General features: G+C 29.2%; 20 protein-coding genes and 1 other annotated feature. All 20 genes read right to left on the bottom strand.

All coding sequences use genetic code 11. The features are described from left to right. Window positions 1–78: 78 nt before the first annotated feature. Window positions 79–1,260, bottom strand: a complete 1,182-nt coding sequence (locus tag KGF38_RS13615) for an NADP-dependent malic enzyme (RefSeq protein WP_176702447.1) — start codon at window positions 1,258–1,260, stop codon at window positions 79–81. 66 nt (window positions 1,261–1,326) lie between these two features. Further along, window positions 1,327–1,875: a Fe-S-containing hydro-lyase gene (locus KGF38_RS13610; RefSeq protein ID WP_074178270.1), complete on the bottom strand. Its 549-nt coding sequence runs from the start codon at window positions 1,873–1,875 to the stop codon at window positions 1,327–1,329. A 12-nt stretch (window positions 1,876–1,887) separates the two neighbouring features. After that, window positions 1,888–2,727, bottom strand: a complete 840-nt coding sequence (locus KGF38_RS13605; protein WP_054269546.1) for a fumarate hydratase — start codon at window positions 2,725–2,727, stop codon at window positions 1,888–1,890. A 195-nt stretch (window positions 2,728–2,922) separates the two neighbouring features. Further along, window positions 2,923–3,396, bottom strand: a complete 474-nt coding sequence (gene ybaK / locus KGF38_RS13600) for a Cys-tRNA(Pro) deacylase (protein WP_054269545.1) — start codon at window positions 3,394–3,396, stop codon at window positions 2,923–2,925. A gap of 122 nt (window positions 3,397–3,518) precedes the next feature. Next, window positions 3,519–4,217: an ABC transporter ATP-binding protein gene (locus KGF38_RS13595; RefSeq protein WP_054276159.1), complete on the bottom strand. Its 699-nt coding sequence runs from the start codon at window positions 4,215–4,217 to the stop codon at window positions 3,519–3,521. Then, complete coding sequence (locus KGF38_RS13590) at window positions 4,205–4,990, bottom strand: ABC transporter permease (RefSeq protein ID WP_054269543.1); 786 nt, start codon at window positions 4,988–4,990, stop codon at window positions 4,205–4,207. Before KGF38_RS13590 ends, KGF38_RS13595 begins: the two co-directional genes overlap by 13 nt. Further along, a complete protein-coding gene (locus tag KGF38_RS13585; protein WP_054269542.1) occupies window positions 4,962–5,957 on the bottom strand; it encodes an ABC transporter substrate-binding protein in 996 nt (331 codons plus the stop codon). The genes KGF38_RS13590 and KGF38_RS13585 overlap by 29 nt, the downstream gene beginning before the upstream one ends. 111 nt (window positions 5,958–6,068) lie before the next feature. Beyond that, window positions 6,069–8,003 carry a YgiQ family radical SAM protein gene (locus KGF38_RS13580; protein ID WP_074178271.1) on the bottom strand — a complete coding sequence of 645 codons (1,935 nt, stop codon included), beginning with the start codon at window positions 8,001–8,003 and terminating at the stop codon, window positions 6,069–6,071. Window positions 8,004–8,186: 183 nt separating this feature from the next. Next, on the bottom strand, window positions 8,187–11,729 hold the full coding sequence (locus KGF38_RS13575; protein ID WP_074178272.1) for a diguanylate cyclase domain-containing protein: 3,543 nt from the start codon (window positions 11,727–11,729) through the stop codon (window positions 8,187–8,189). A 618-nt stretch (window positions 11,730–12,347) separates the two neighbouring features. After that, window positions 12,348–13,598 carry a DUF1015 domain-containing protein gene (locus KGF38_RS13570; protein ID WP_074178273.1) on the bottom strand — a complete coding sequence of 417 codons (1,251 nt, stop codon included), beginning with the start codon at window positions 13,596–13,598 and terminating at the stop codon, window positions 12,348–12,350. Window positions 13,599–13,628: 30 nt separating this feature from the next. Further along, window positions 13,629–14,570 carry a D-2-hydroxyacid dehydrogenase gene (locus tag KGF38_RS13565; RefSeq protein ID WP_054269538.1) on the bottom strand — a complete coding sequence of 314 codons (942 nt, stop codon included), beginning with the start codon at window positions 14,568–14,570 and terminating at the stop codon, window positions 13,629–13,631. Window positions 14,571–14,808: 238 nt separating this feature from the next. Continuing rightward, a complete protein-coding gene (locus tag KGF38_RS13560; protein ID WP_021383755.1) occupies window positions 14,809–15,885 on the bottom strand; it encodes a pyridoxal-phosphate-dependent aminotransferase family protein in 1,077 nt (358 codons plus the stop codon). Window positions 15,886–16,236: 351 nt separating this feature from the next. Beyond that, window positions 16,237–16,752: a PaaI family thioesterase gene (locus KGF38_RS13555; protein WP_054269537.1), complete on the bottom strand. Its 516-nt coding sequence runs from the start codon at window positions 16,750–16,752 to the stop codon at window positions 16,237–16,239. A gap of 281 nt (window positions 16,753–17,033) precedes the next feature. Continuing rightward, entirely contained in the window at window positions 17,034–18,104 is a 1,071-nt protein-coding gene (gene leuB / locus KGF38_RS13550; RefSeq protein ID WP_054269536.1) for a 3-isopropylmalate dehydrogenase, read from the bottom strand. 6 nt (window positions 18,105–18,110) lie between these two features. Beyond that, a complete protein-coding gene (gene leuD, locus KGF38_RS13545) occupies window positions 18,111–18,602 on the bottom strand; it encodes a 3-isopropylmalate dehydratase small subunit (protein ID WP_054269535.1) in 492 nt (163 codons plus the stop codon). 14 nt (window positions 18,603–18,616) lie between these two features. After that, window positions 18,617–19,894 carry a 3-isopropylmalate dehydratase large subunit gene (leuC, locus tag KGF38_RS13540; protein WP_074178274.1) on the bottom strand — a complete coding sequence of 426 codons (1,278 nt, stop codon included), beginning with the start codon at window positions 19,892–19,894 and terminating at the stop codon, window positions 18,617–18,619. After that, window positions 19,851–21,593 carry a 2-isopropylmalate synthase gene (leuA, locus tag KGF38_RS13535; RefSeq protein WP_074178275.1) on the bottom strand — a complete coding sequence of 581 codons (1,743 nt, stop codon included), beginning with the start codon at window positions 21,591–21,593 and terminating at the stop codon, window positions 19,851–19,853. Before leuA ends, leuC begins: the two co-directional genes overlap by 44 nt. Before the next feature lie 127 nt (window positions 21,594–21,720). Further along, window positions 21,721–21,968 (bottom strand) — a binding site (T-box leader). 157 nt (window positions 21,969–22,125) lie between these two features. Next, a complete protein-coding gene (locus KGF38_RS13530; protein ID WP_227832459.1) occupies window positions 22,126–22,548 on the bottom strand; it encodes a hypothetical protein in 423 nt (140 codons plus the stop codon). Window positions 22,549–22,592: 44 nt separating this feature from the next. Next, entirely contained in the window at window positions 22,593–23,312 is a 720-nt protein-coding gene (locus KGF38_RS13525; RefSeq protein ID WP_054269531.1) for a phosphatase, read from the bottom strand. A gap of 117 nt (window positions 23,313–23,429) precedes the next feature. Further along, window positions 23,430–24,695 carry a 30S ribosomal protein S1 gene (locus KGF38_RS13520; RefSeq protein WP_054269530.1) on the bottom strand — a complete coding sequence of 422 codons (1,266 nt, stop codon included), beginning with the start codon at window positions 24,693–24,695 and terminating at the stop codon, window positions 23,430–23,432. Between the last annotated feature and the right edge of the window lie 60 nt (window positions 24,696–24,755).

Here is a 24,755-nt window from a genome sequence, read left to right as displayed (position 1 = left end):
TAAGGATATATCAGTATAAGCCTATAATAAAAATGCCCCTATATCCGATAAAATAAGGATATATGAGCATATAAAAATTTATATTCTATTTACTTTAGTTTTTATTGCTGCTTCTTTAACTGCTTCAGCAACATTTTTTACAACATTTTTATTAAATACATCTGGTAATATATACTCTGGGCATATCTCTTCATCGCTTATAGTATTGGCAATTGCATATGCAGCAGCTATCTTCATCTCTTCATTAATCTCTTTAGCCTTAACATCAAGTGCTCCTCTAAATATTCCAGGGAAAGCCAAGACATTATTGACTTGATTAGGGAAATCTGAACGACCTGTTCCCATTATGAATGCTCCCCCTAGTTTCGCTTCTTCTGGCATTATCTCTGGAGTAGGGTTTGCCATTGCTAGTATTATTGGCTTTTCAGACATACTTTCAACCATTTCCTTTGTAACAGCTCCTGGACCTGAAACACCTATAAATACATCTTTTCCTTTTATAATATCCTTCAAAGAACCTTTTTCATTTCTTATATTAGTTACTTCTAACATTTCTTTCTGAACATAATTTAGATTTTCTATACTAGCCTCTAATGCACCACTTCTATCACATAATATTATATTTTTAACATTCATATTAAGTAGTATCTTTGCTATAGCTATACCAGCAGCTCCTGCTCCATTTATTACTATCTCTAAATCTTCTATTTTTTTATTTTCAATTAATTTTATTGAATTTATTATAGCCGCTGCAACAATTATTGCTGTTCCATGTTGGTCATCATGAAATACAGGTATACCTAAAGATTTTTTTAGTCTTTCTTCTATCTCAAAGCACCTTGGAGAAGATATGTCTTCCAAATTTATTCCTCCAAATACTGGTTCCATCAATTCAATAGATTTAACTATCTCATCTACATCATTAGTCTTTAGACATATAGGAAAGGCATCTACATTTGCAAATTGTTTAAATAATATAGCCTTACCTTCCATAACAGGTATAGATGCTTCTGCTCCAATATCACCCAATCCTAGTACAGCACTTCCATCACTAACTACTGCTACTAGATTTCCTTTAGAAGTATATCTATAAACATCTTCTTTATTTTCATGTATTTTTAAACAAGGTTCTGCAACTCCTGGCGTATATGCTGTTGATAAATCATCCTTATTTTTAATTTCCACCTTGCTCTCTACACTTATTTTTCCTTTATTGATTTCATGCATTTCTAATGCCAATTTTGCATAATCCTTAGACATCAATTTTCCTCCTTAAATTATATACAACTATTTTTTAATCTTGATATTCATATAAATTTATAAACTTTATTTGCATTCATAAAGTGCTCGACCTTGCTCATATATATTATTTCCATAACTATCTATAGCTACTGTAAGCTTAAGGTCTTCTACTACAATCTTTCTTATAGCTTCTGCTCCTAAATCTTCATATGCAATAATTTCACATGATTTTATTGAATTTGAAATATATGCCCCAGCTCCACCTATTGCAGCAAGGTAAACTGCTCCATATTTTTGCATCCCTTCTATGACTTCATCACTTCTTTTTCCTTTACCTATCATAAGTCTAAGACCTCTTTCTAAAAGAGGTATAGTCAAGTCATCCATTCTATAGCTAGTTGTTGGACCAGCAGCTCCTATAACTTCTCCTGGCTTTGTAGGAGTCGGTCCTACATAATATATTCCTTGACCATATACATCAAAAGGTAATTCCTCACCTTTATTTATACAATCTATCAGCCTTTTATGAGCAGCATCTCTTGCTGTATAAAGTATACCACTCAAACTAATAGTATCTCCACAATTTAATTTAGCTATATCAATTTCACTTACAGGTGTAGTTATTTTTATCATTTTATTTTCCTCCTAAATTACTACCTTCTTATGTCTTGATGCATGGCAGTTTATATTTACAACAACAGGAAGACCTGCTATATGTGTAGGAAAAGTCTCTATATTTAAGCCTAAAGCTGTTGTAGTTCCACCCAATCCTTGAGGCCCTATACCAAGCTTATTAATAGATGCTAATAATTCACTCTCAAGTTTAGCTATATTTTCATCTTTATTAAATTCTCCGAGTTCTCTAAAAAGTGCCTTTTTAGCTATTTGAGCACATTTATCCACAGTTCCTCCTATACCAACTCCAATTACCATAGGAGGACATGGGTTAGGTCCAGCTTCTGAAACTGTATCTATTATGAATTTTTTAATACCTTCTAAACCATCTGAAGGTTTTAACATTTTCATCTTGCTCATATTTTCACTTCCAAATCCCTTAGCTGCAAACTCTATTTTAACCTTATCACCCTTTACCATCTCATAATGGATAATAGCTGGTGTATTATCTTTTGTATTCACTCTGCTAATAGGACTTACAACAGACTTTCTTAAGTATCCTTCTTCATACCCCTGTCTTACTCCCTCATTTATAGCATCAGTAAGTGTATCTCCTTCAATTACAACATCTTGTCCTAATTCAACAAAAAATACAGCCATACCAGTATCTTGGCATATTGGTATATTTTTTTCTTTTGCTATTTCAGCATTTTCAACTAATATATTTAATATATTTTTTCCAACTTCACTCTTTTCACTTTTAGCTCTTTCTTTTATACAACTTAGAACATCTTCTCCTAAATATAGACTTGCTTCTATACAAAGTTTTTTTACATGTTCAACAATTTGTTCAGATTTTATTTTCCTCAATCGAACATCCCTCCATTACTTTATAAAAAATATTCGTGATTACACTTACACTTTACCATTATTCTTAAAATTTCTCAATATTTTTGTATAATTATATATAAGCAACTGAATATTTATTTAAGAGTTATTATTAATGTTATAAACAATATATATCCTATTATTAAGCACATAATCTCTATATTTTATATGTAATGCTTATTTTTTTATTACATCTACAAATTCTACCTGTATAAGCTTTTGTAAATCAAATGGTGACAGCTCTATTTGATAGCCTATTTTTCCTGCACTCACAATAATCGTCTCTAGATTTTTTGCACTTTCATTTACAAAAGTTCTATAAAGCTTTTTCATACCTATAGGAGAACATCCTCCTCTAATGTATCCTGTAAACTTATTTATATCTTTTACATGAATCATCTCCACACTTTTCTCTTTAGCTACCTTTGCGGCCTTTTTTAGGTCCAAATTTTCATGTACTGGTATTACATATACATATATATTCTTACTAACTCCTTGAGTTACTAGAGTCTTATACACTTCATTTACATCTCTTCCTATATCATGTGCTACCTCAACACCATCTACATGTTCACTTTTCACTTCATAAGACATTACTTTATAATCAATCTTATTTGAATCTAATATTCTCATAGCATTAGTCTTAACCATACATTCACTTCCCTTTTATAAAATACGAACATTACACATCTTTTCGAATATTCTGTACTATTTTAACGTAGCCTTATAGATTTTAAATAAGTATATTTTAAAATGACAATATTATTATAACTCTATATCAACTTCAAGACTTCATTTTTTTCCAATTCATTAGAATTTTTTAATATTTTTTTTATTCTAATTGGAGAATCTCCTAAAATGAATATTCTATCTGCTAAAAATAATGCTTCCTCTATATTATGAGTTACAAATAATACAGTTCTCTTTTCTTTTTTTAGTATCTTTCTAAAATTATCCATTATAATTTGTGTATTCTTTACATCAATAGATTTAAAAGGTTCATCCATTATAATATTTTTTGATGGGTATATAAACGCTCTGGCAATGTTTACTCTTTGTCTAAGACCACCACTAAGCATTTGTGGATAGAACTTTTTATATTCGCTAATTCCAACTAATTCTAAATACTCATCACAAATTTTATTTAGTTGAACCTTATTATAGTATCTATTTACGACTATCTTTATATTTTCTTCTACTGTTAACCAGTCTATAAGTCTATCATCTTGAAATATATAACTAGCTTCTAATTTATTTTCTACTCTATTCAATTCTTCTTTGATACTTAGATTGTCAGTATCATTTTTAATAATTCCACTTATTATGTTCAAAAGTGTAGTTTTTCCACAGCCAGATTTTCCAAGAATACAGTTAACCTCATTAACATAAAAATCAATATTAAAATTTTCAAATATAATACGATTGTCATACCTTTTATTTATATTTTCAATACTCAACTTTATCTTTTCCATAAAAAAGCTCTCCTTGCTAAAAACTTTTGAGTTATTTGTAAAATGGCAGAAATTAATAGAACGATAATTATCCATGCAAATATTCCAGATGTATTAAAATTAATTTTTTCAGTCTGTATCATAGTTCCAATACCATATGTAGGTTGACTATAGACCTCTCCTGCTATAGCAACTTTCAAGCTCAAAGAAAATGTTGACACTAGTATAGATATAATTTGAAATTTTATAGCTGGCAAATAAATTTTTAGTACCTTATCTATAAATCTTATTTTATATACACTTGCCATTTCTAATAGATTCTTATCTATATTCAATATAGCACCTAAAACGTTATCATATAATATAGGAAAAACTATAGCAAATCCAACTATAAAAGGCGTGCTATCTTTTTCAAACCAAATAAGTGCAAGTACTACCAATATCATAGTTGGTATTGAACGTGCTAAAGCATTAATTGGTTTTAATAAGTTTCTAAAAAATCTACTTAAATAGGACATTATTGACAATATAATAGCAAAAACCACAGCAAATAAAAAACTAAAAAAACATCTTCCCATAGAATAAAGTATGTCTATATAGAAATTAGAATTAAGTATGATTTCTTTAATACTATTAAATACTTGAACTACTGTTGGCAAAAAGATATCATTATCAATTTTCAAAGCAATAATTTGCCATAAAAATAAGAGGATAACACAAGAAAGTGTTACCTCTAATTTATCTATAAATTGTTCTTTATTTTTTTTATTTTTCAACAGAGTATATTGCTTCATCAGGTACTTTGCCTCCTAATGTCTTATCATCAAAATCAGCCAATTTATCATAGTAGTTTTTGTAGTCTTCAAGCATATCTTTAACTGGAATATATTTTAAATTAGCTCTTTCAAGAGCTTTTCCTATTATCTTTGATTCAGTAGATATTTTTATTTTTTCAGAATATGCACCTAATTCTTCAGGATTTTTATTTGCCCAATCTATACTATTTGATAATTGACCTACAAAAGAATCAATAAAATCTTTATTATCTCTTAAGAACTCAGATTTCACAATTAATGTAGATTGTGGATAGCCCTCTTTTGAGCTGCTCATTTCCTTCCATGAGTCATTTAAACTTTTTATGATTTTTATATCTGGATTTTTAGACATCAAAGCACTAAGTGCAGGTTCTGGAACAATACCTGTTGTAATTTTACCAGTAGCCAATAATGGTACTAATTCACTTGCTGAATTCACATAATTGAACTTTATATCTGAAGAACTTATACCCTTTTGCAATAAAATACTCTTCATAGTTATATCTGGAGTAAGCCCTTTACCTGTACATCCAACTTCTTTACCAAGCAAATCAGAATAGTCTTTTATATTTTCTGTTGATACTAAATAAAGTGAACCCATTCCTACAGTACCAACGATATTATATGATGAAGTTTTATTATATGCTATTGCAGCCATATTTGATGGAACTATAGCTATATCTACATCTTTTTTCATCACTCTCGTAGAGATTGCCTCTGGTGTCTTCTCAATACTATACTCTGTTTCATATCCCTCTTTAATTTCTGGATTTTCATTTGCAAGTTTAGCTATTGCTACTGCTGGCAATCCATCTGGAACAGCCACTTTTACTTCTTTAACAACTGATAACTCTTTTTTTGGAGATTTACTTTGCTCTGATGAACATCCTACCAAAAAAGTCACACCGAATACTACTAATAATATTATAGAAATATACTTTTTCATCTTTTCCTCCCAAAGCTAACATCTTATAAAATAATTATATTTATTTATATTAATTTCTGTTAATTTATCGAATTATCCTTCTTATTTAAATCTTTTTATTTATATTATCTTCTAATATCTTTTCTTTTTCTTAGTTGAACTTTTTTGTTGATTCTTATTAGTTTTGTTATTTGTATTGGCTCTTTTATTTTTATTTACACCTTTAGATGTATTTTTCTTAGAATTATTTCTATTAAAATAAGGCTTCTCATCTCTTGGCTTTATCAGACATCTATGCCCAAAACCAATTAAGTCTTCTCTCCCAGCTTCTACTAATGCAGAATATACTAATTCATAATTTCTAGGTGCTCTATACTGTAATAAAGCCCTTTGCATTGCCTTGTCACGTTTTGCTTTAGGTACATAAACTGGCTGCATTGTAAGTGGGTCTATACCTGTATAAAACATTGTCGTAGATAGAGTTCCAGGCGTAGGATAAAAGTCTTGAACCTGCTCTGGTTGATAATGAGTATCCCTTAAATACTCAGCTAACTCTATAGCACTATTTAATGTTGAACCAGGATGGCTAGACATTAAGTATGGTATTAAATATTGCTTTTTACCCAATTCTTCATTTATAGCAAAAAACTTCTGTCTAAACTTATCATAAGTTTTTCCTGCTGGTTTTTGCATATATTTTAAAACTTCTTCTGATATATGCTCTGGTGCTACCTTCAATTGACCACTTACATGATGCTCTATCAATTCTCTAAGGAACTTATTGTTTTTATCTGCCATTACATAATCATATCTGATACCAGAACGCACAAATACTTTTTTTATTTTAGGTAATTTTCTTACTGCTCTAAGTAAATGTAGATACTCACTATGGTCTGCATCTAAATTTTTACATGGTGATGGTGATAGACATTGTCTATTTTTACAAGCACCTTTAGTAATTTGTTTATTACATGCTGGCCTTCTAAAATTAGCTGTTGGCCCCCCAACATCATGTATATATCCTTTAAAATCATCTAAATTTGTTATTCCTATTGCTTCATCAATAATTGATTTTTCACTTCTACTTTGAACTGCTCTCCCTTGATGAAATGTTATTGCACAAAATGAACAACTTCCAAAACATCCTCTTGAGCTTACTATACTAAATTTAACTTCTTCTATCGCTGGTATACCACCAAATTTTTCATATACAGGATGGTATGTTTTTTGATATGGTAAACCATATACTTCATCTAATTCTTCTCTGCTAAGAGGCTTTTCTGGCTTATTTTGTACTAAATACTTACCTCCTTGAGGTTGAACAATTACATTTCCTCTAAATGGGTCTTGCTCATCATATTGAATTTTAAAAGCCTCTACATATTTCATTTTGTCTTCACATATTTCTTTATATGATGGAATTAATATATATTTATCATATATTTCATCCAAAGTATCTGCAACATAACATGTCCCATCAATGTGTCTAATATATCTTGGGGCATATCCATCATTAAGTGCATTTGCCACCTCTACAATCTGCTTTTCACTCATACCATAAACTAATAAATCAGCACCACTATCTATTAACATAGATTTTCTAACCTTATCACTCCAATAATCATAGTGTGCAAATCTTCTTAAACTGGCCTCAATACCACCTATGATTATTGCAACATCGCTATATGCTTCTCTTATTTTATTGCAATAAACTATAGTCGCTCTATCTGGTCTATAACCCATTTTTCCACCTGGAGAATACATATCTTTATCTCTGTGTTTTTTGCTAACAGAATAATGGTTAACCATTGAATCCATATTTCCTGCATTGACTAAGAATCCAAGTCTAGGCTTTCCTAACCTCATAAAGTCGTCTGTAGTCTTCCAATCTGGTTGTGCTATTATTCCAACCTTATATCCAGCATTCTCTAAAACCCTAGATATTATTGCTGTCCCAAAACTATGATGGTCTACATATGCGTCTCCTGTAACTAGAACAAAATCTAATTCTTCCCATCCTCTATCTATCATGTCTTGTTTACTTATTGGTAAAAACTTATTTTCCATATTATCACCTGCTCAATATATATTTAACAAATATTTTTCATACAAAAGTATCTTTTTATTTTGTTCTTAACGCTTAATTATATCACAAAAAATACTTAAAACCACAACTTAAATAATTTATATAGACATTTTAAGTCTAATAAATTTAAATTGTGATTTTAAGTAAATTCATAATACTATATTTTAAACATTTTCTTCAGGCTCAAAACTACTTACTTCATTCCCAAATATTAAGCATGCATCTTTACCATCAAACCATTTCAGAGTAGTTGTAGTTATATTTGCATTTATATCAAATTTTTTATTACGCATAAATGATTTACAAGTATCACTGCTATCTTTTAAATGCCTCATAGGACATTTTTTACAAGGTTTGTTTTGATTGTTTAAGATTGCCTTATAACATAAATCCCCTATATGAGTATTTGGTGCTGACTCAAGCATTTTTTTATTTATAAATAACAATTCATAAGTATTTCTATCAACAACATACGCCCATATATCCATATTGTCCATTACAGACTTTTGAATCTTTAAAGACTCTTCTAGCTTGTTTTGTATACGCATTTTTAATAAAAACATACTAAGTGTTTTAGATATAAAGGTTAGTGTATTTACTTCATCACTAGTCCACATACGATTATATGAACATTCATCAAAACCTACAAACCCTCTAAATTCATCACCCTCCAAAATTTTGCATTGTAATATTGAACGTATATCTTGTGGCTTAAGTATTTTTTTCTCATCACTACCCAAACTATCAATATCATTACAATAAAATAATCCATCTGCATTAAAGTTTAAAAGATAATTGCCTAAATCATCATAATAAATATTTTTAAGATTATCAATTTCTGAACTTATCCCCTCATTGCACCATTCAAATGTATTCTTACAAGTTAAATTGTCATCTGAGTTTTCAAATATATAGACACGACTTACATTAAAATGCCTACCTACAATATCTAGAATTAAGTTTACTGCCATTTCTATATCGTTTGATTCATATAGTATATCAAATATATAGTTTGTTATATGTTCTTTAAAAGTCCTATCTATATTGACATTTTCATACGTATTTCTTGTATTAGTTATATATTGTGCTTTATCAATTCTTTTATCATATAATGTATAACAATTTTTACCTTTTCCTTTAGCTGAATAAAGAGCTATGTCTGCACGTCTAAATAGCTGCATATAGTCCAGACCATCTTGTGGAAATCTAGCAATCCCTACACTTAAGGATATCTTATAATTGTTTCCTGCCCCTACAAAAGACCTTTCAAAGGCTTTAACCAATTCTTCAGCTTTATTTATAATATCTCTTATTTCAGAAACGTCTTTCATAAAAACAATAAACTCGTCTCCACCAATTCTTCCTACTATATCAGATGCCCTAAATAAATTAATTAAATCACTTGCAATTTCACTTAACACAGCATCCCCATATAAATGCCCTAAATTGTCATTTATTCCTTTAAAATCATCAATATCAATAATCATTAAAGCACCTTTTCTTTTTTTATCTAATGTTATGTACTCTTCTATAAGCGATTGAGATGCTTTTTTATTATATAAGTCTGTCAAAGGGTCTTTTTCTGCCCTTTCTTTCAATTTTTCAGCTTCTCGCTTTACCTCATCAATATCAGTCAAACTCCCTACAACCTTATAAGGCATTCCATTATCATCAAAAAGTGTTGTTGCCTTTATGCTAAACCAGGCATAAGTAGTATCCCTAATTCTAAGTCTAATTTCACACTCTTCATATTCACTACCTTCTGAAGTAAGTTTAATTAATGAAATAAATTTATCCATATCATCCTGATATATATCTACTGATTTAATTAGATTTTTTGTTGCATTTTCGGTTATAGGGTCATAGCCAAACTTATTATACCAGTTTGGTGAAATATTCATTTGGTCTTTTTCTATATCCCATTCTACTATGATATTTTGAGTCTGTTTTATAATAATCTCATGACGTTCTTCACTTTTTTTAAGCTGTTGTTCTAATAGTTTAGCAGAAGTAATATCTACAATAACACTACATAATACAGATTTCCCATCTTCATAAACTATTTTTCTACCTTTTAATAAAATCCATATAATAGTTCCATCCCTTTTCTCTATTCTTTGTTCACTCGCAAATGTATCACTTATTTTGAGTTGTTCATTAATACTATCAATAAGTCCTCTTCTATCATCTTTAAAAATCAGTTTTATTAACTTATTATTTAGTTCGTCTTTCAGTTGTTTACGTGTATATCCAATCATATTTAAATATCCTTCATTTAAATATATACTGTCAAAATCATCATTTATCTCAGTTATAACTATACCACCAACAATATTATTATTAATAGCTTCTATTTCAAATCGTTTTGAATTTAGCTCTTCTTGTGTCTTTTTAAGTTCTGTTATATCAGTTAAAACTCCCTGAATACACTCATTTCCTTTGTTATCCTTTATAGATTTACTTCTCTCTAAAATCCAAATTATACTTCCATCTTTTTTTACAATTCTATATTCAACTTCAATTTTATCTTGTTTTTCTAACTGATTTAGGATAGTACGATTAAACTTGTCTATATCTTCTTTGTAAATCATATCTTTAAATTTATTTTTAAATATTCTATTTAAATCTTCATCAGAGTAACCTGTAAGTTCTAGAAACCCTTGACTTACATATGACATAGTCATATATTCATCTTTCAGACAGTTTTTAACACCTCCTAGTATATTATCTGTAAGTGCTTTAAACTTTTCTTTTTCGTTTATAATGACCCTAGTATTATTATTTATAATGTAGGCTATGTATACTATGAAAATCAATATAACTAGTAGTATTTCCAATGCGAATATATATACATCATAAGATATATTTTCTGACTGAATAGACACTATTTCATTTGGTACAACAGAAAAAACATACCAATCATTAATCCCAAGTGGTCGATAATTTAGCATAAATTTCTCATTATCTAAATTATAATTAGAATATCCCGATTTATCATTTTTCATATTTTCTTTTATGGTTTTTATACAATCTACTTCATTACAATTATCTTTGTTGAAAAGTTTAAATATACAGGATATCATTTTACTATTTGTACTTTGAGCAATTATATCTCCATTTTTTTTTGCAACAAAAACATCTGCCTTTTCATCAAATGCTGATAATCCTAATAATTCATTTAACTTTGTTGAATCATAAATTCCACTTAAAACACCCACTATTTTCCCACTTTTATAAATGGGTGCTGATAAAACTATTATTTCTTTTTTATCGATACTAGATTTTAAAGGCTCTGATATATTCCTTTCCCCATTCTTAGCTTTTTTAAAGTAATCTCTATGTTGAATATTACTGATGATTCCATCATTAGAATAACTTTTTCCATCCAATCTAGAAACAGTCATACTAGTTAAAGAACTTCGATTTACACTAGAATCCATTAAATCAATTACCATTTCATCATTTATATTGTTCAAATTTCCAATAAAATTAGCAATAGATTCAAGCATGTCAAATTGACCACTAAGTTTTGTCTTGAGATTAATTATATTATGTTCTGTAAACTCGGACAAATATGTATGTGTGGTTTCCTTTAACTTATTATCTAATTTAAACTTGAACTTAAAAATAGCACCACCTGTTAAAATAATTATAATAATAAACAAGATACTAATACCTAATATTCTTGGCTTTAGTCTGTTAATCATACTCACATCCTCATTATATAATTATGTTATTTAATTCTTCAGTAGGAAATTATCTTAAAATAGAAAAAATATTTAACTAAAACCGAGTATTATTTATTCATTTTGCAAACATTTGCATTCATTCCTATTTTTAAGATTTTTTAATAAATATTTTATTTCTTCCTATATTAGAATTAAACAACATACTTTCAGATTTATTTATAAAACCTTGGTTCATACTTTACTCTTAATAAATATTAAAAACTCTAACTCTATTTTTAATTTATCAAAACTGATAATGTAATATATTCATTCCTTTTCTAATTAATTACTATCCCCTTAATTTCATACAAAAAAAATAATATGTATTATCGGATAATAATTCTAGCATAACATCATAATGTCCTTTTATTTTTTCATTTTTATAAGTGTGAAAATATAATTTATTATTATAAAACATAAATTTTCATTCTAAATTATAACATAGAATACTGCTATCTATATATTAAAATTATCCATTTTCTAAAAAAAGGTAACTATTATTAAAAATATTATCTTCTAGTGTTTATATATCATATATAACTTTGAACAAAAACAAGGGCTAAAAAGTGTAAATCTCACTTTTTAGCCCTTGTTTAATTATTCATTTATTTCATGTAGAAATAGCCCACATCTTACTTTAGGTTCAAACCATGTTGATTTTGCTGGCATTATCTTGCCTGCATCTGCTACTCTTATCAAATCCTCAATACTAGTTGGATACATTGCAAAAGCTATCTTCATATCTTCATTAACTCTTTTTTCTAATTCTTCAAGACCTCTTATACCACCAATAAAGTCAATTCTTTTATCTACTCTAGGATTCTCGATTCCTAAAACAGCATCAATAACATAGTCTTGTAATATAGAAATATCTAATGAATCAACAGGGTCTTCTATTTCTAATAAATTCTTATTAGCCTCCATTTTGTACCATTTATTGCCTAGATACATCCCGAAAGTTCCTTTTTTGTCAGGTTTATATTTTTCTTTTCCTTCTATTTCTTCTAGCTCAAAATTTTCTTTTATTTTATTTATAAATTCTTCCTCACTTAAACCATTTAAGTCTTTGATAACTCTATTATAATCCAAAACCATTAAGTTCTCATCTGGTGCAATCATAGCTATAAAATAATTAAATTCTTCTTTTCCAGTATAGTTTGGATTTTTAGCTCTCATTTCTTTTGCTACATTTTCTGCTGAAGCTGTCCTATGATGACCATCTGCAATATATAGATAATCTAATTTCCCAAATTCATCTACTAAATTACATATTATATCATCATTCTCAATCTTCCATACTGTATGCTCTATCTTGTCATCTGTTACAAAATCGTATAAAGGGTCATTATTATCCATAAAATCATTGATTATATCATCTATCAATCTTTGATGTTTATAAGTTACAAGTATAGTTCCCGTATTAGCATCACAGTATTTTATATGCTTAGTTCTATCAATTTCCTTTTCTGGTCGAGTGTATTCATGTTTTTTTATTGTCCCATTTAAGCTTTCATCAACTGATATGCATGCTACTATACCAACTTGAGCTCTACCATCCATGATTTGTTTATATATATATATACACTCTTTATCATCTTTTACTAGAATTTCTTGTTGTCGAAATTCATCTAAATTTTCTCGCGCTTTTAAATAAACTTTTTCATCATATAAATCTATATCTTCATCTAAATCAATTTCTGATTTATCTATATGCAAAAATGAATATGGATTCCCTTCTGCAATTTTTCTAGCTTCTTTACTGTTCATAACATCGTAAGGAAGTGCTGCTACTTTATCTACTATATATTTATTTGGTCTAATCGCCTTAAATGGTTTAATAGTTGCCATTACTCATTTCCCCCTAATTATATAAATATTTTATAATGCTACCTCTATTAGATTATTGAAGTCAAGAAAGAAATCTTGAATCACATTTACTATTTCTTCTCCTATTCTTTCTTGAGCTTCTACTGTAGATGCCCCAATATGAGGTGTAGGAGAAACTCTTGGATGATTTACTAAGTCTAGATTTAATGTAGGTTCTTGTTCATAAACATCTATAGCAGCTGCTGATAATTTACCTTCATCTAATGCTTTTAGTAAATCTTTCTCATCAACTAAACCGCCTCTTGCACAGTTTATTAAATAAGCACCATCTTTCATCTTGTTTATTTCTTTTTCAGTTATTACTGCCCCCTTATTCTTATCAAATGGTATGTGTAAAGATAAGAAATCTGCCTTTTCTAAAACTTCTTCCATATCACAGAATCTATATTTGTTAAAGCCTTGTGCTTCACCCATTATGTCAGTATATATGACATCCATACCTAATAGTTCGGCTCTCTTTGCAACTTCTTTTGCAATTCTTCCAAAACCGATAAGTCCAAGTGTCTTTCCATTAATTTCTGTACCTTTATATTTTTTCTTCTCCCATTTTCCATCTCTCATAGTTACATTTGCAGTATTTATGAATCTTGCAAGTACAAATAATTGACCTATTGTAAGCTCTGCAACAGATATACTACTTGCATTTGGAGTATTCATAACTTTTATGCCATTAGCTTCTGCATATTTAACATCTATGTTATCTAATCCTACTCCACCTCTTACTATTAACTTCAATTTTTTGCCCTCTAATGCTTTATCTATTACATCCTTAGTAACTTTAGTAGCTGAACGTACTACAAGTACATCAACATCTTTAAGTTTATCTCCTAAAACATCTTTTTCATAAAACTGCTCTATCACATTAAAATTTAACTCTCTCAATTTTCTCGCTGCTTCTTTCTCTATTCCATCAGTAATTAATATATTATACATAACAAACTCCTCCAATTTTTATTCACTTAATTTTCCCAATTTTTATTTTTTAAAGTATTTTTATCCATAAAACACTTTATTTAGTTTAACTTTCTGTTTATATAATTTTCAAAATATTTTTTTATTAAAGTCATATCAAATTTCCCTATTCTTTGTTAAAAATTTAATATGTAATTTTTATAAAATATATTCTACTATATATTCTAAATTTCTATTAAAAATACATAATTTTATAATATTATTTATTAAAACCTAATATATCATCAATATTATCTAATAATTCTTGTACATCTTCGACAGTATAGTCACCCATATGTGAAATTCTAAAAGTTTTTTCTTTTAAATCGCCATAGCCATTTGCTATCTGGAATCCTCGTTCTTGTAATTTTGAATTTAAATTTGATACACTAATACCTTGAGTATTTTCTATAACAGTAAGTGTATTGGATAAGTGATTTTCATTGGTAAAAATTTGGAAGTGTTTTTTAGCCCAGTTTCTAACTAAGTTTGCCATGTCTTCATGTCTGTTAAACCTGTTATCTAAGCCTTCATCTAATATATTATCTAATTGGAAATCTAAAGCGAACATGTGAGAAAGAGATGGTGTTGAAGGGTATTGGTAGTTTTTCTTGATTAAGTATTCATACATTGCTAACAAATCAAGATATACTCCTCTAAAAGGTACTTGCTTAGCTCTATCGATTGCTTTTTGAGAAAATGTGCAAATAGACATTCCTGGTGGTAATCCCAGTGCTTTTTGTACTGATGTTATACAAATATCTATTCCAATCTTATCAACCTCGACTTTTATTCCACCGGCTGAACTTACAGTGTCTACACAGTAGACCACATCTTTATACTTTTTAACAACTTCTCCAATTTCTTCTATTGGGTTTCTTATTCCAGTTGAAGTTTCATTGTGAGTTACAGTTATTAAATCGTATTCTCCAGTAGAAAGCACCTTATCAACCATTTCTGGTGTTGTTGCCTCTCCTAATTCAACTTTAAATATATCCGCTGGGACATTATTAGCCACTGCCATTTTGTACCATCTATCACCAAAGGATCCACAGGAAAATACTGCTGCCTTTTTGGATGTACAGGAACGAATGGAGCCTTCCATTAAACCAGTTCCGGATGACGTGGATAAAAGTATCGTGTTGTTTGTATAGAATAGTTTTTGCATTTTTTCACTTATACTCTTTTGGAGTACAGATGCATCTTTTCCTCTATGTCCTATCATTGGTGTAGCCATCTTTTGCAAGACTTCTTCTTTAACATCAATAGGACCAGGAATAAATAATTTCTTACTCATTATAATTCCCCCCTTTTTTAGTTTGTAATATGGATAGCGTTTTTACTGTCCTTATTTTTAATAACTATAATATCAAGCTGAATTAACTATGTCAACATAAAATTTATTTTTTATATATAATTTTTATTATATATTTTATGAAATCATTCATTTTGCACATCATCACAAGTCTGAATATTCTGAAATATACTCTCAAAAAAAATAGACTTTTTAGCTATGTAAATTAATTTTTTTGATATGTAAATTTAATGCTATTAAGAGAAATCTTTTTAGTATAGCTAATTTATTTTTATTTTATATTTTTTATAGAATTTTTTAATTTTATGTTTTTTAGATATAAACTTTTTTTAATTAAAGTTCAATATATTCTACATTTTCTTTTGATTCTTCGAAAAACCATTCTTCATCAGAAAAGTCACCTTCTGAAATTTGACCAATAGGCATTTTCATATATTTTCCAGTTGCTGTCACTGCTACATCTCCATTTGGTAGAATGATTTCACCTGTACCTTCAAACAATTTCCTATTTTCTTTAGTTATTCTTCCAACAACTTTTATAGTCGCATCCGTTGGCACTGGCTTTTTATATTTCAATTCTAAAGATACTGTCACTCCCCAAATTTGGTCATCATTTATACTTACAGCTCTTCCAATAGTCTCATCCAATATTGCAGCAGACATACCTCCATGTACTCTTCCTGGATAACTCTGATGCCAATCTTTTGTATTACAAATTGATACAAGTTCTCCATTTTCAAGTTCATAAAAATCTGCTTTAAGTCCTAGTTCATTTTGTGTTCCACAAACTAAACAAGATTTGCTACTATTTTGCTTCTTTAAAACCTTATACTTTGCCAAAAAATCCATCTCCTAACCTACATTGATAGTTGCTTAATATTAAATAATTCTAAAATATATTATATAATATTAATTAAATACCTGCAAACTTCTAATACTAAAAATAGACTATTTCGATATGATGACTTTAATCTTATGTATTACTTTCTAAAAAAACACAATATGGTTTTATGTAATTGAAATTACTCAAAACCATATTGTGCTCTAAAAATAAACTATATTAAAACAGATTTTTTACTAATTTCCCAAATCATACATTCAATCTGTATTATATAAATTAAATTATAATTCTAAATTTCATTTACTATTAATTCGCCCATTTCCTTAGTTCCTACAACAGTTCCCATACCATTATAAATATCACTAGTTCTATAGCCTTTATTAAGTACACTTTGCACAGCATCTTCAATACACTTAGCTTCCTCTTCTAAATTAAAACTATGTCTTAGCATCATGCTTACAGATAGAATAGTTGCAATTGGGTTTACAATATTTTTTCCTGCTATATCAGGTGCACTTCCATGTATTGGCTCATACATACCAAAACTATCTTCTCTAAGTGATGCTGATGGTAACATACCTATAGAACCTGTAATCATGGATGCTTCATCAGATATTATATCTCCAAATATATTATTAGTTACTATTACGTCAAACTGACTAGGGTCTCTTACAACTTGCATCGCAGCATTATCAACATACATATGAGATAACTCTACATCCTCAAACTCTTTAGCTAGTTCTTCCATTATACTTCTCCATAGTCTTGAACTCTCAAGCACATTTGCCTTATCCACACTTATAAGTTTTCCTTTTCTATCTCTAGCTATTTCAAAAGCTCTTTTTCCAATTCTTCTTATTTCATTCTCGTTATATGTCTCTACATCATAAGCATTTTCAATGCCATCAATAATTTTTCTTCCACGTTCTCCAAAATAAATGCCCCCTGTTAACTCTCTCACAACAATAAAATCAATGCCTTTCTCAACTATATCTGCTCTAAGTGGTGAAGCTTCTTTTATACTTTCATACATTGTAGCTGGTCTTAAGTTGGCAAATAATCCCAATGACTCTCTTAACTTTAAAAGACCTGCTTCTGGTCTTATATCACCCTTACATTTATCCCACTTTGGACCTCCAACAGCACCAAGTAATACAGCCTCACTTTTTCGACAAACTTCAACAGTTTTATTTGGTAAAGCCTCTCCAGTTTCATCTATAGCACATCCTCCAGCTAATACATATTCACAATCGAATCTATGGTTAAATTTAAAGCAAATTTTATTTAGAACCTTTATACCTTCTTCTATTATTTCTGGTCCAACACCATCACCTTTTATGACTGCTATATTATAATTCATAACCCACTACCCCCTGTTTACTTTTATTGAATTGATTAAGCCTTCATTTAGTATAATATTTTGCATAAACTCAGGAAATGGTTCTGCCTTATACTCTTTTCCTTTTGTTATATTTTTTATGACACCTGTAGAAAAATCTACTTCTATATTATCTCCTTCTTCTATATTGTTAGCAGCCTCTTCACATTCAAGTATAGGAAGCCCTATATTTATAGAGTTTCTAAAGAATATTCTAGCAAAAGTAGAAGCAATTACACAGGATACTCCACTTTCTTTTATTACAATTGGAGCATGTTCTCTTGATGAACCACAACCAAAGTTTTTAGTGGCAACTATAATGTCTCCTTTTTTTACCTTAGAAACAAATTTATCATCAATATCCTCCATACAATGCATAGCTAATTCTTTATAATCAGCTATATTTAAATATCTAGCTGGTATTATTACATCTGTATCTATATTATCTCCGAATTTAAAAACACTTCCATTAGCAATCATAAACTTTACCTCCTTTAAATTATCTCTGATGGTTTTGATATTTTACCAGCTATAGCTGATGCTGCTGCTACAGCTGGGCTTGAAAGATATACTTCTGAATCAACATGCCCCATTCTTCCTACAAAGTTCCTATTTGTTGTTGAAATTGATTTTTCTCCTGATGCAAGTATTCCCATATGACCTCCTAAACAAGGTCCACAAGTTGGAGTGGAAACTGCTGCTCCTGCCTCTATAAATGTAGTGATATAACCCCTTTCTATAGCTTCAAGATATACTTGTTGAGTTCCAGGGAATATCATTACTCTGACTCCATCTGCTACTTTTTTACCTTTCATGATTTCAGCCGCTACTTCAAGGTCTGATATTCTTCCATTTGTACAAGAACCGATTACAACTTGGTCTATCTTTATATCTTTATCAATCTCATCTACTGTTTTAGTGTTTTCAGGAAGATGAGGAAAAGCTACTGTCTCTCTTAATTCAGCTAAATCAATTTCATATACTTCATCATAAACAGCATCTTCATCTGCTTCATATACATTTACATCTTTCGTTATTGTTGTACACTTATGTGAATTTATATATTCCATAGTTTTATCATCTACTGAAAAAATTCCATTTTTAGCACCTGCTTCTATTGCCATATTACAAATAGTAAATCTATCATCCATAGATAAATACTTTACTCCATCTCCGCAAAACTCCATTGACTTATAAAGTGCACCATCAACGCCTATCTTACCTATTATATGAAGTATTACATCTTTACCACTTATCCATTTATTTGGTTTATTCTTCAATATAAATTTTATTGCTCCAGGTACCTTAAACCAACATTTTCCTGTGGCCATGCCTGCTCCCATGTCAGTTGAGCCTACTCCAGTGGAAAATGCTCCTAAGGCTCCATATGTGCAAGTATGAGAATCTGCACCTATAATTACATCTCCAGCTGTTACTATCCCTTTTTCAGGAAGAAGAACATGTTCTATTCCCATCTCTCCTACATCAAAGAAATTTATAACGCCTTTTGACTTCGCAAAACTTCTTGTAAACTTACATTGCTCTGCACTTTTTATATCTTTGTTAGGTGCAAAGTGGTCTAAGACCATTACTACTTTAGTCTTATCATAAACATCTTCAATACCTAATTTTTCGAACTCTCTAATGGCTACTGGTGATGTTATATCATTTCCTAAAACTATATCTAAATCTGCTTCAATTAGCTGCCCTTTCTTAACCTCATTTAAATTAGCATGTTTTGCTAAGATTTTCTGTGTCATAGTCATCCCCATCTTTTACTTCCTCCTCAATATAACTTTTATTTATCGCGTTCATAAGTGCATTAATAGCTGCTGTATTTATATTTTCTGATATACTTACACCAAAATAGACTTTATCATTGTGTTCTATCCCTACATAAGCGACACCTCTTGAATGTGAGCCTTCTTCTAATGCATGCTCCCAATAGTACCTGAATTTGTAATCTTTCATGCCACATTCTTTTAATGCATTATTAAATGAATCTACAGGTCCATTTCCTATACCAACAATTCTTTGTTCATTTCCCATGTAAGTTACTCTTGCGGTCATCTCAATCATATTAGTATCATTAGAATCATCATTTTCATAGTTTAGTTCATCCATTGATTTTATTTTATATTTTTTAACTTTATAAGGGCTCTCAACATCAATATATTCCTTCTTAAATAAGTTAAATATTGCTTCACTGCTAAGTTCTTCCCCTATTCTATCAGATTCCATTTTTACTACATTTCCAAAATCAGAATGCATATTCTTAGGTATCATAAATCCATAATCTGTTTCCATTATATAAACAGCTCCTCCTTTTCCGGATTGGCTATTTATTCTAATAATCTCTTTGTATTCTCTTCCTATATCATGAGGGTCTATTGGTAAATATGGAACTTCCCAGTAATCATTAGCTCTGTTTTTCATTGCTATCATGCCTTTTCTAATAGCATCTTGATGAGAACCAGAAAAAGCACAATGTACAAGATTCCCTGCATATGGATGTCTATCATGGACTACAAGTTTTGTACATCCCTCATATATTTCTCTTATCTTATCAATATTGCTAAAATCTAACTCTGGGTCTATTCCTTGTGTATAAAGATTAAGTCCGACATTCACTATATCCATATTCCCAGTTCTTTCACCATTTCCAAATAAGGTACCCTCAAGTCTATCTGCCCCAGCTAATAATCCAAGTTCACTTGCTGCTGTACAAGTCCCTCTATCATTATGAGTATGCAAACTTAATATGATAGAATCTCTACAACTTACATTTTCACAAAACCATTCTATTTGGTCTGCGTATACATTTGGTGTTGCCATTTCCACTGTTGATGGAAGATTTATTATCACTTTCTTTTGTGGAGTTGGCTTCCAGACATCTATCACTGCCTCACATATTTCAAGTGCATAATCCATTTCTGTTCCTGTAAAACTTTCTGGTGAATATTCAAAAGTAAACTCTGTCTCTGGATATTTTTTTATCTCTTCATTGAACAATTTTGCCCCTTCAACTGCTATATCTATTATTTCTTGCTTACTCATATTAAAGACTACTTCTCTTTGAAGAACTGATGTAGAATTATATAAATGTATAATTGCTTTCTTACACCCTCTTATTGATTCAAATGTTTTTTCTATAAGATGAGCTCTGGATTGTGTAAGAACTTGTATAGTTACATCATCTGGAATCATATTCTCATCTATTAATTTTCTTAAGAATGTGTACTCTGTATTTGATGCTGATGGAAATCCCACTTCTATTTCCTTAAATCCTGTATCTAAAAGCATTTTGAACATTCTGACTTTTTCATCTACACTCATAGGTGTTGGTAGTGATTGATTTCCATCCCTTAAATCAACACTACACCAAATTGGAGCCTTAAATATCTCTTTGTCTGGCCATTTACGATTTTCTATTTGCATTTTTCCATACTTTTTATACTTTCCATATTTCATGTTATTTCCCCCTTTTATGTTTTTTGTATCCAGTATACCTTATATCGACGCAATCCTACCCCATTTAATTCATAAGAATAAATATTAATTTTATCATTAGAATAAAAATAACCCCATCTCTAGTAAAATTAGAGACGAGGTTTTGCTCGCGGTACCACTCTATTTAGCTTTCTAAAAAGCTCTCTTAGTAATAGCCAACATAAATAATTATAATGACTATATTTCCTATAACGTGGAATTACTCCGATTATCCTAAGACATAAATCTTAGGAAACAGCTCCTAGACAAGTTCAGAACTATCAACTACTAAATCACACCATACTTTAGCTCTCTGAAAGTTTCATTGTTCTTACTGCTTCTATTCATCGCTTTTTTAATCATTTAAATTTTCTAAATATTTTGATTTAATAGTTATTATATACACATTAAAATATATTGTCAACACAAAAAAAATAAATATCTATATTTTTTTATTTTTTATTTTTAACAAGTAATTTTATAAACCATGCTAACTATTGAAAACAGTATAGTGTTATCCCTTAAATTTTTTCAACTTTTCGTCTATAATATTTAATAATTTTTTTTCATCTTCAAAGCTCAGTGCACTCAATCTTATTTTATAATTAGAATCGTCTGTGTATATATTTAATACTTTTTTTACCACTTCTATTTTTTCTATTATTTTATAGTTAAACTTTTGATTTTTTTTGGATTTTATACTGAATATACATTGATTATTTATTAATATTGAATGATTATCAAGAGTAAGATACACTTTTCCCTCATATTTATTAAAAAAATCACGTCCTTGTTTAAAAAGAAAAACTGCTGTTACTATACATAAAAGATATAAGATTTTGGTTGAATATATAAAAATTGTAGCTAAAATTACAAGTGCTAAAAGCATATATATAACCATTCCTTTTTTAAAATAACCATTGTCATAATAATTCATATAGATAAACTTATTTTTACTCAAATTTTTTCACTCCCACGATTCTAAAAATTTATATCAAAAAACTCTATAATTTCGTCTTCATGATAATTTATGACCAATTCATCTGGGAAATCTACTGATTTTAAAACTTTCTCTGCATTTTCAAATTCGCCTATAGAATAACATATATGAGAGTCTGTACCAAGAATCACTCTTACCCCATGTGTTTTACATAACATTAACATGTGACTTGCATTTTCCCAAGTTCCAGTTCTATGAGAGTTTGAACTTAATGAAGAATTATTTATTTCCAAAAGAATATTTTTTTCTTTAGCTTTCTTTACTATAGATTCATAATCTAAAGGATATCTACTATCATCTGGATGACCAATTATTTTTACTTTAGGTTTATCCATTACATTCAAAATAGCATTTGTATTTTCTTCTTTTGTTCCTGAAATTATACAAGGTCTATGAAGACTTGCAATTACATAGTCTAGATGCTGTAACATATCTTCCTGAACATCTAAATTTCCATCATAATCCATTATATTTCCTTCTATTCCTCTAAGGACTCTTACATCTTGTACTTTTCGTGGAAGTAGATGTAAATTATAAAAATAAAATGGATGTGGCCCTCCTGGCATATTAGGTCCATGGTCTGATATTCCTAGATATTTTATATTTTTATGAACTGCTTCTTCGACATTTTCTTTAAAAGTACTATGTGCATGTCCACTTATTAAGGTATGACAATGTACATCTATAATAGACTTTTTCATTAAGTTTCCTCCTGATATTTTATATAATTTTTTGTAGATAGCTAAAGGGCTATTTCAAAACTAAAGCTGTCATAATAGACAGAGTAATGTTTTAAAACAGCCCCATTTTAAATTATTTTATACTTCTAAATCTTTAAATTTATCTTTAAATAATTCTCCAATACTTCCTAAAGATTCCTCTACTTCTAGGTATTCTGTTATATCTTCTTCTGGCTCTCTAGTCGCTTCTTTTACTGAAACTAACATTCTTTTAGTCTTTGGTTTAAAGTCAAGAATTTTAACTTTAACTTCATCTCCAATATTAACAATATTAGTAACTTTAGCAACTCTAGTATCGCTCAATTCAGATATCGGTAAATAAGCATCTACACCTTCTTTAATTTGAACAAAAGCTCCCTTTTCTATTATTCTAAGAACCTTAGCATTAACAACATCATCAATTTTCACTTCTTTTGCTATTAAATCCCATGGGTCATTATTTATGTCTTTTAATGCTAATGCAATTTTTTTAGTATCTTTATTTACATCTAACACATAAACTTCTACTTCTTGACCTTCTGAAACAACATCTTCAACATTTTCAACCCTTGCCCAAGCTAAATTATTTATATGTGCTAATCCTTCAATTCCACCAATATCCACAAATGCTCCATAAGACATTATCTTCGTTACTTTACCATCTCTTTTTTGTCCAACTTCAAGAGAATTAAATAATTCTTCTTTTGCTACTTTAATACGAGCTTTTTCTTCTTCTCTTTCTTGTTTGATTCTAGCTCTTTCAGCTTCTTTTTCTGCTTTAATTTGAGCTCTTCTTTCTTCTTTCTCTTTATTTATACGTTCTTGTAATACATCTCTATGAGATGCTACAAGTCTATTCTTTCTAATATCAAAGTCTCTTATATAAACTTCTAAATTAAGACCAACAAATTTAGATGTATCTGTAATAAACTTTGTATCAAGTTGAGAGATTGGTATAAAAAATGTATATGTATTGTAATTAGCAAATACACCTTTGTCTATATTTTTTTCAACATTTACAGTTATTATTCTATGTTCATCATAAGCTTTTTGTAATTCTGCAAAATCATTTCTTTTATCAAGTTGTAATTTAGATAAAGTTATTGTCCCATCTTTTTGAGATACTTTTGTTATTACAGCACTTACTTCATCACCTATATGGTATAAGTCTTCTATATATTGATTTTTTTCTATGTTTAATTCACTTATAGGTATTATCCCATCAAACCCGTAGTCTAATCCTAATTGTACTTCATCATTTCTCACTGCAATTATTTTTCCAGTTATTAATTCTCCAACTTTCACTTTGCTGAATACTTGTTCTTGCTGGTCAAGTAATTCTTGCATTGTTAAATCATTTTCCATTATATAAACATCCTTTCCTTTTATTAATTATCATATCTGTAAATATTATACCATTAATAT

Origin of the sequence: Clostridioides sp. ZZV14-6387, from assembly GCF_020657835.1 — a bacterium.
Classification (GTDB): domain Bacteria; phylum Bacillota; class Clostridia; order Peptostreptococcales; family Peptostreptococcaceae; genus Clostridioides; species Clostridioides difficile_A.
The sequence above is the reverse complement of the archived record's forward strand: the minus strand, read 5'-3'. Positions and strand labels throughout refer to the sequence as shown.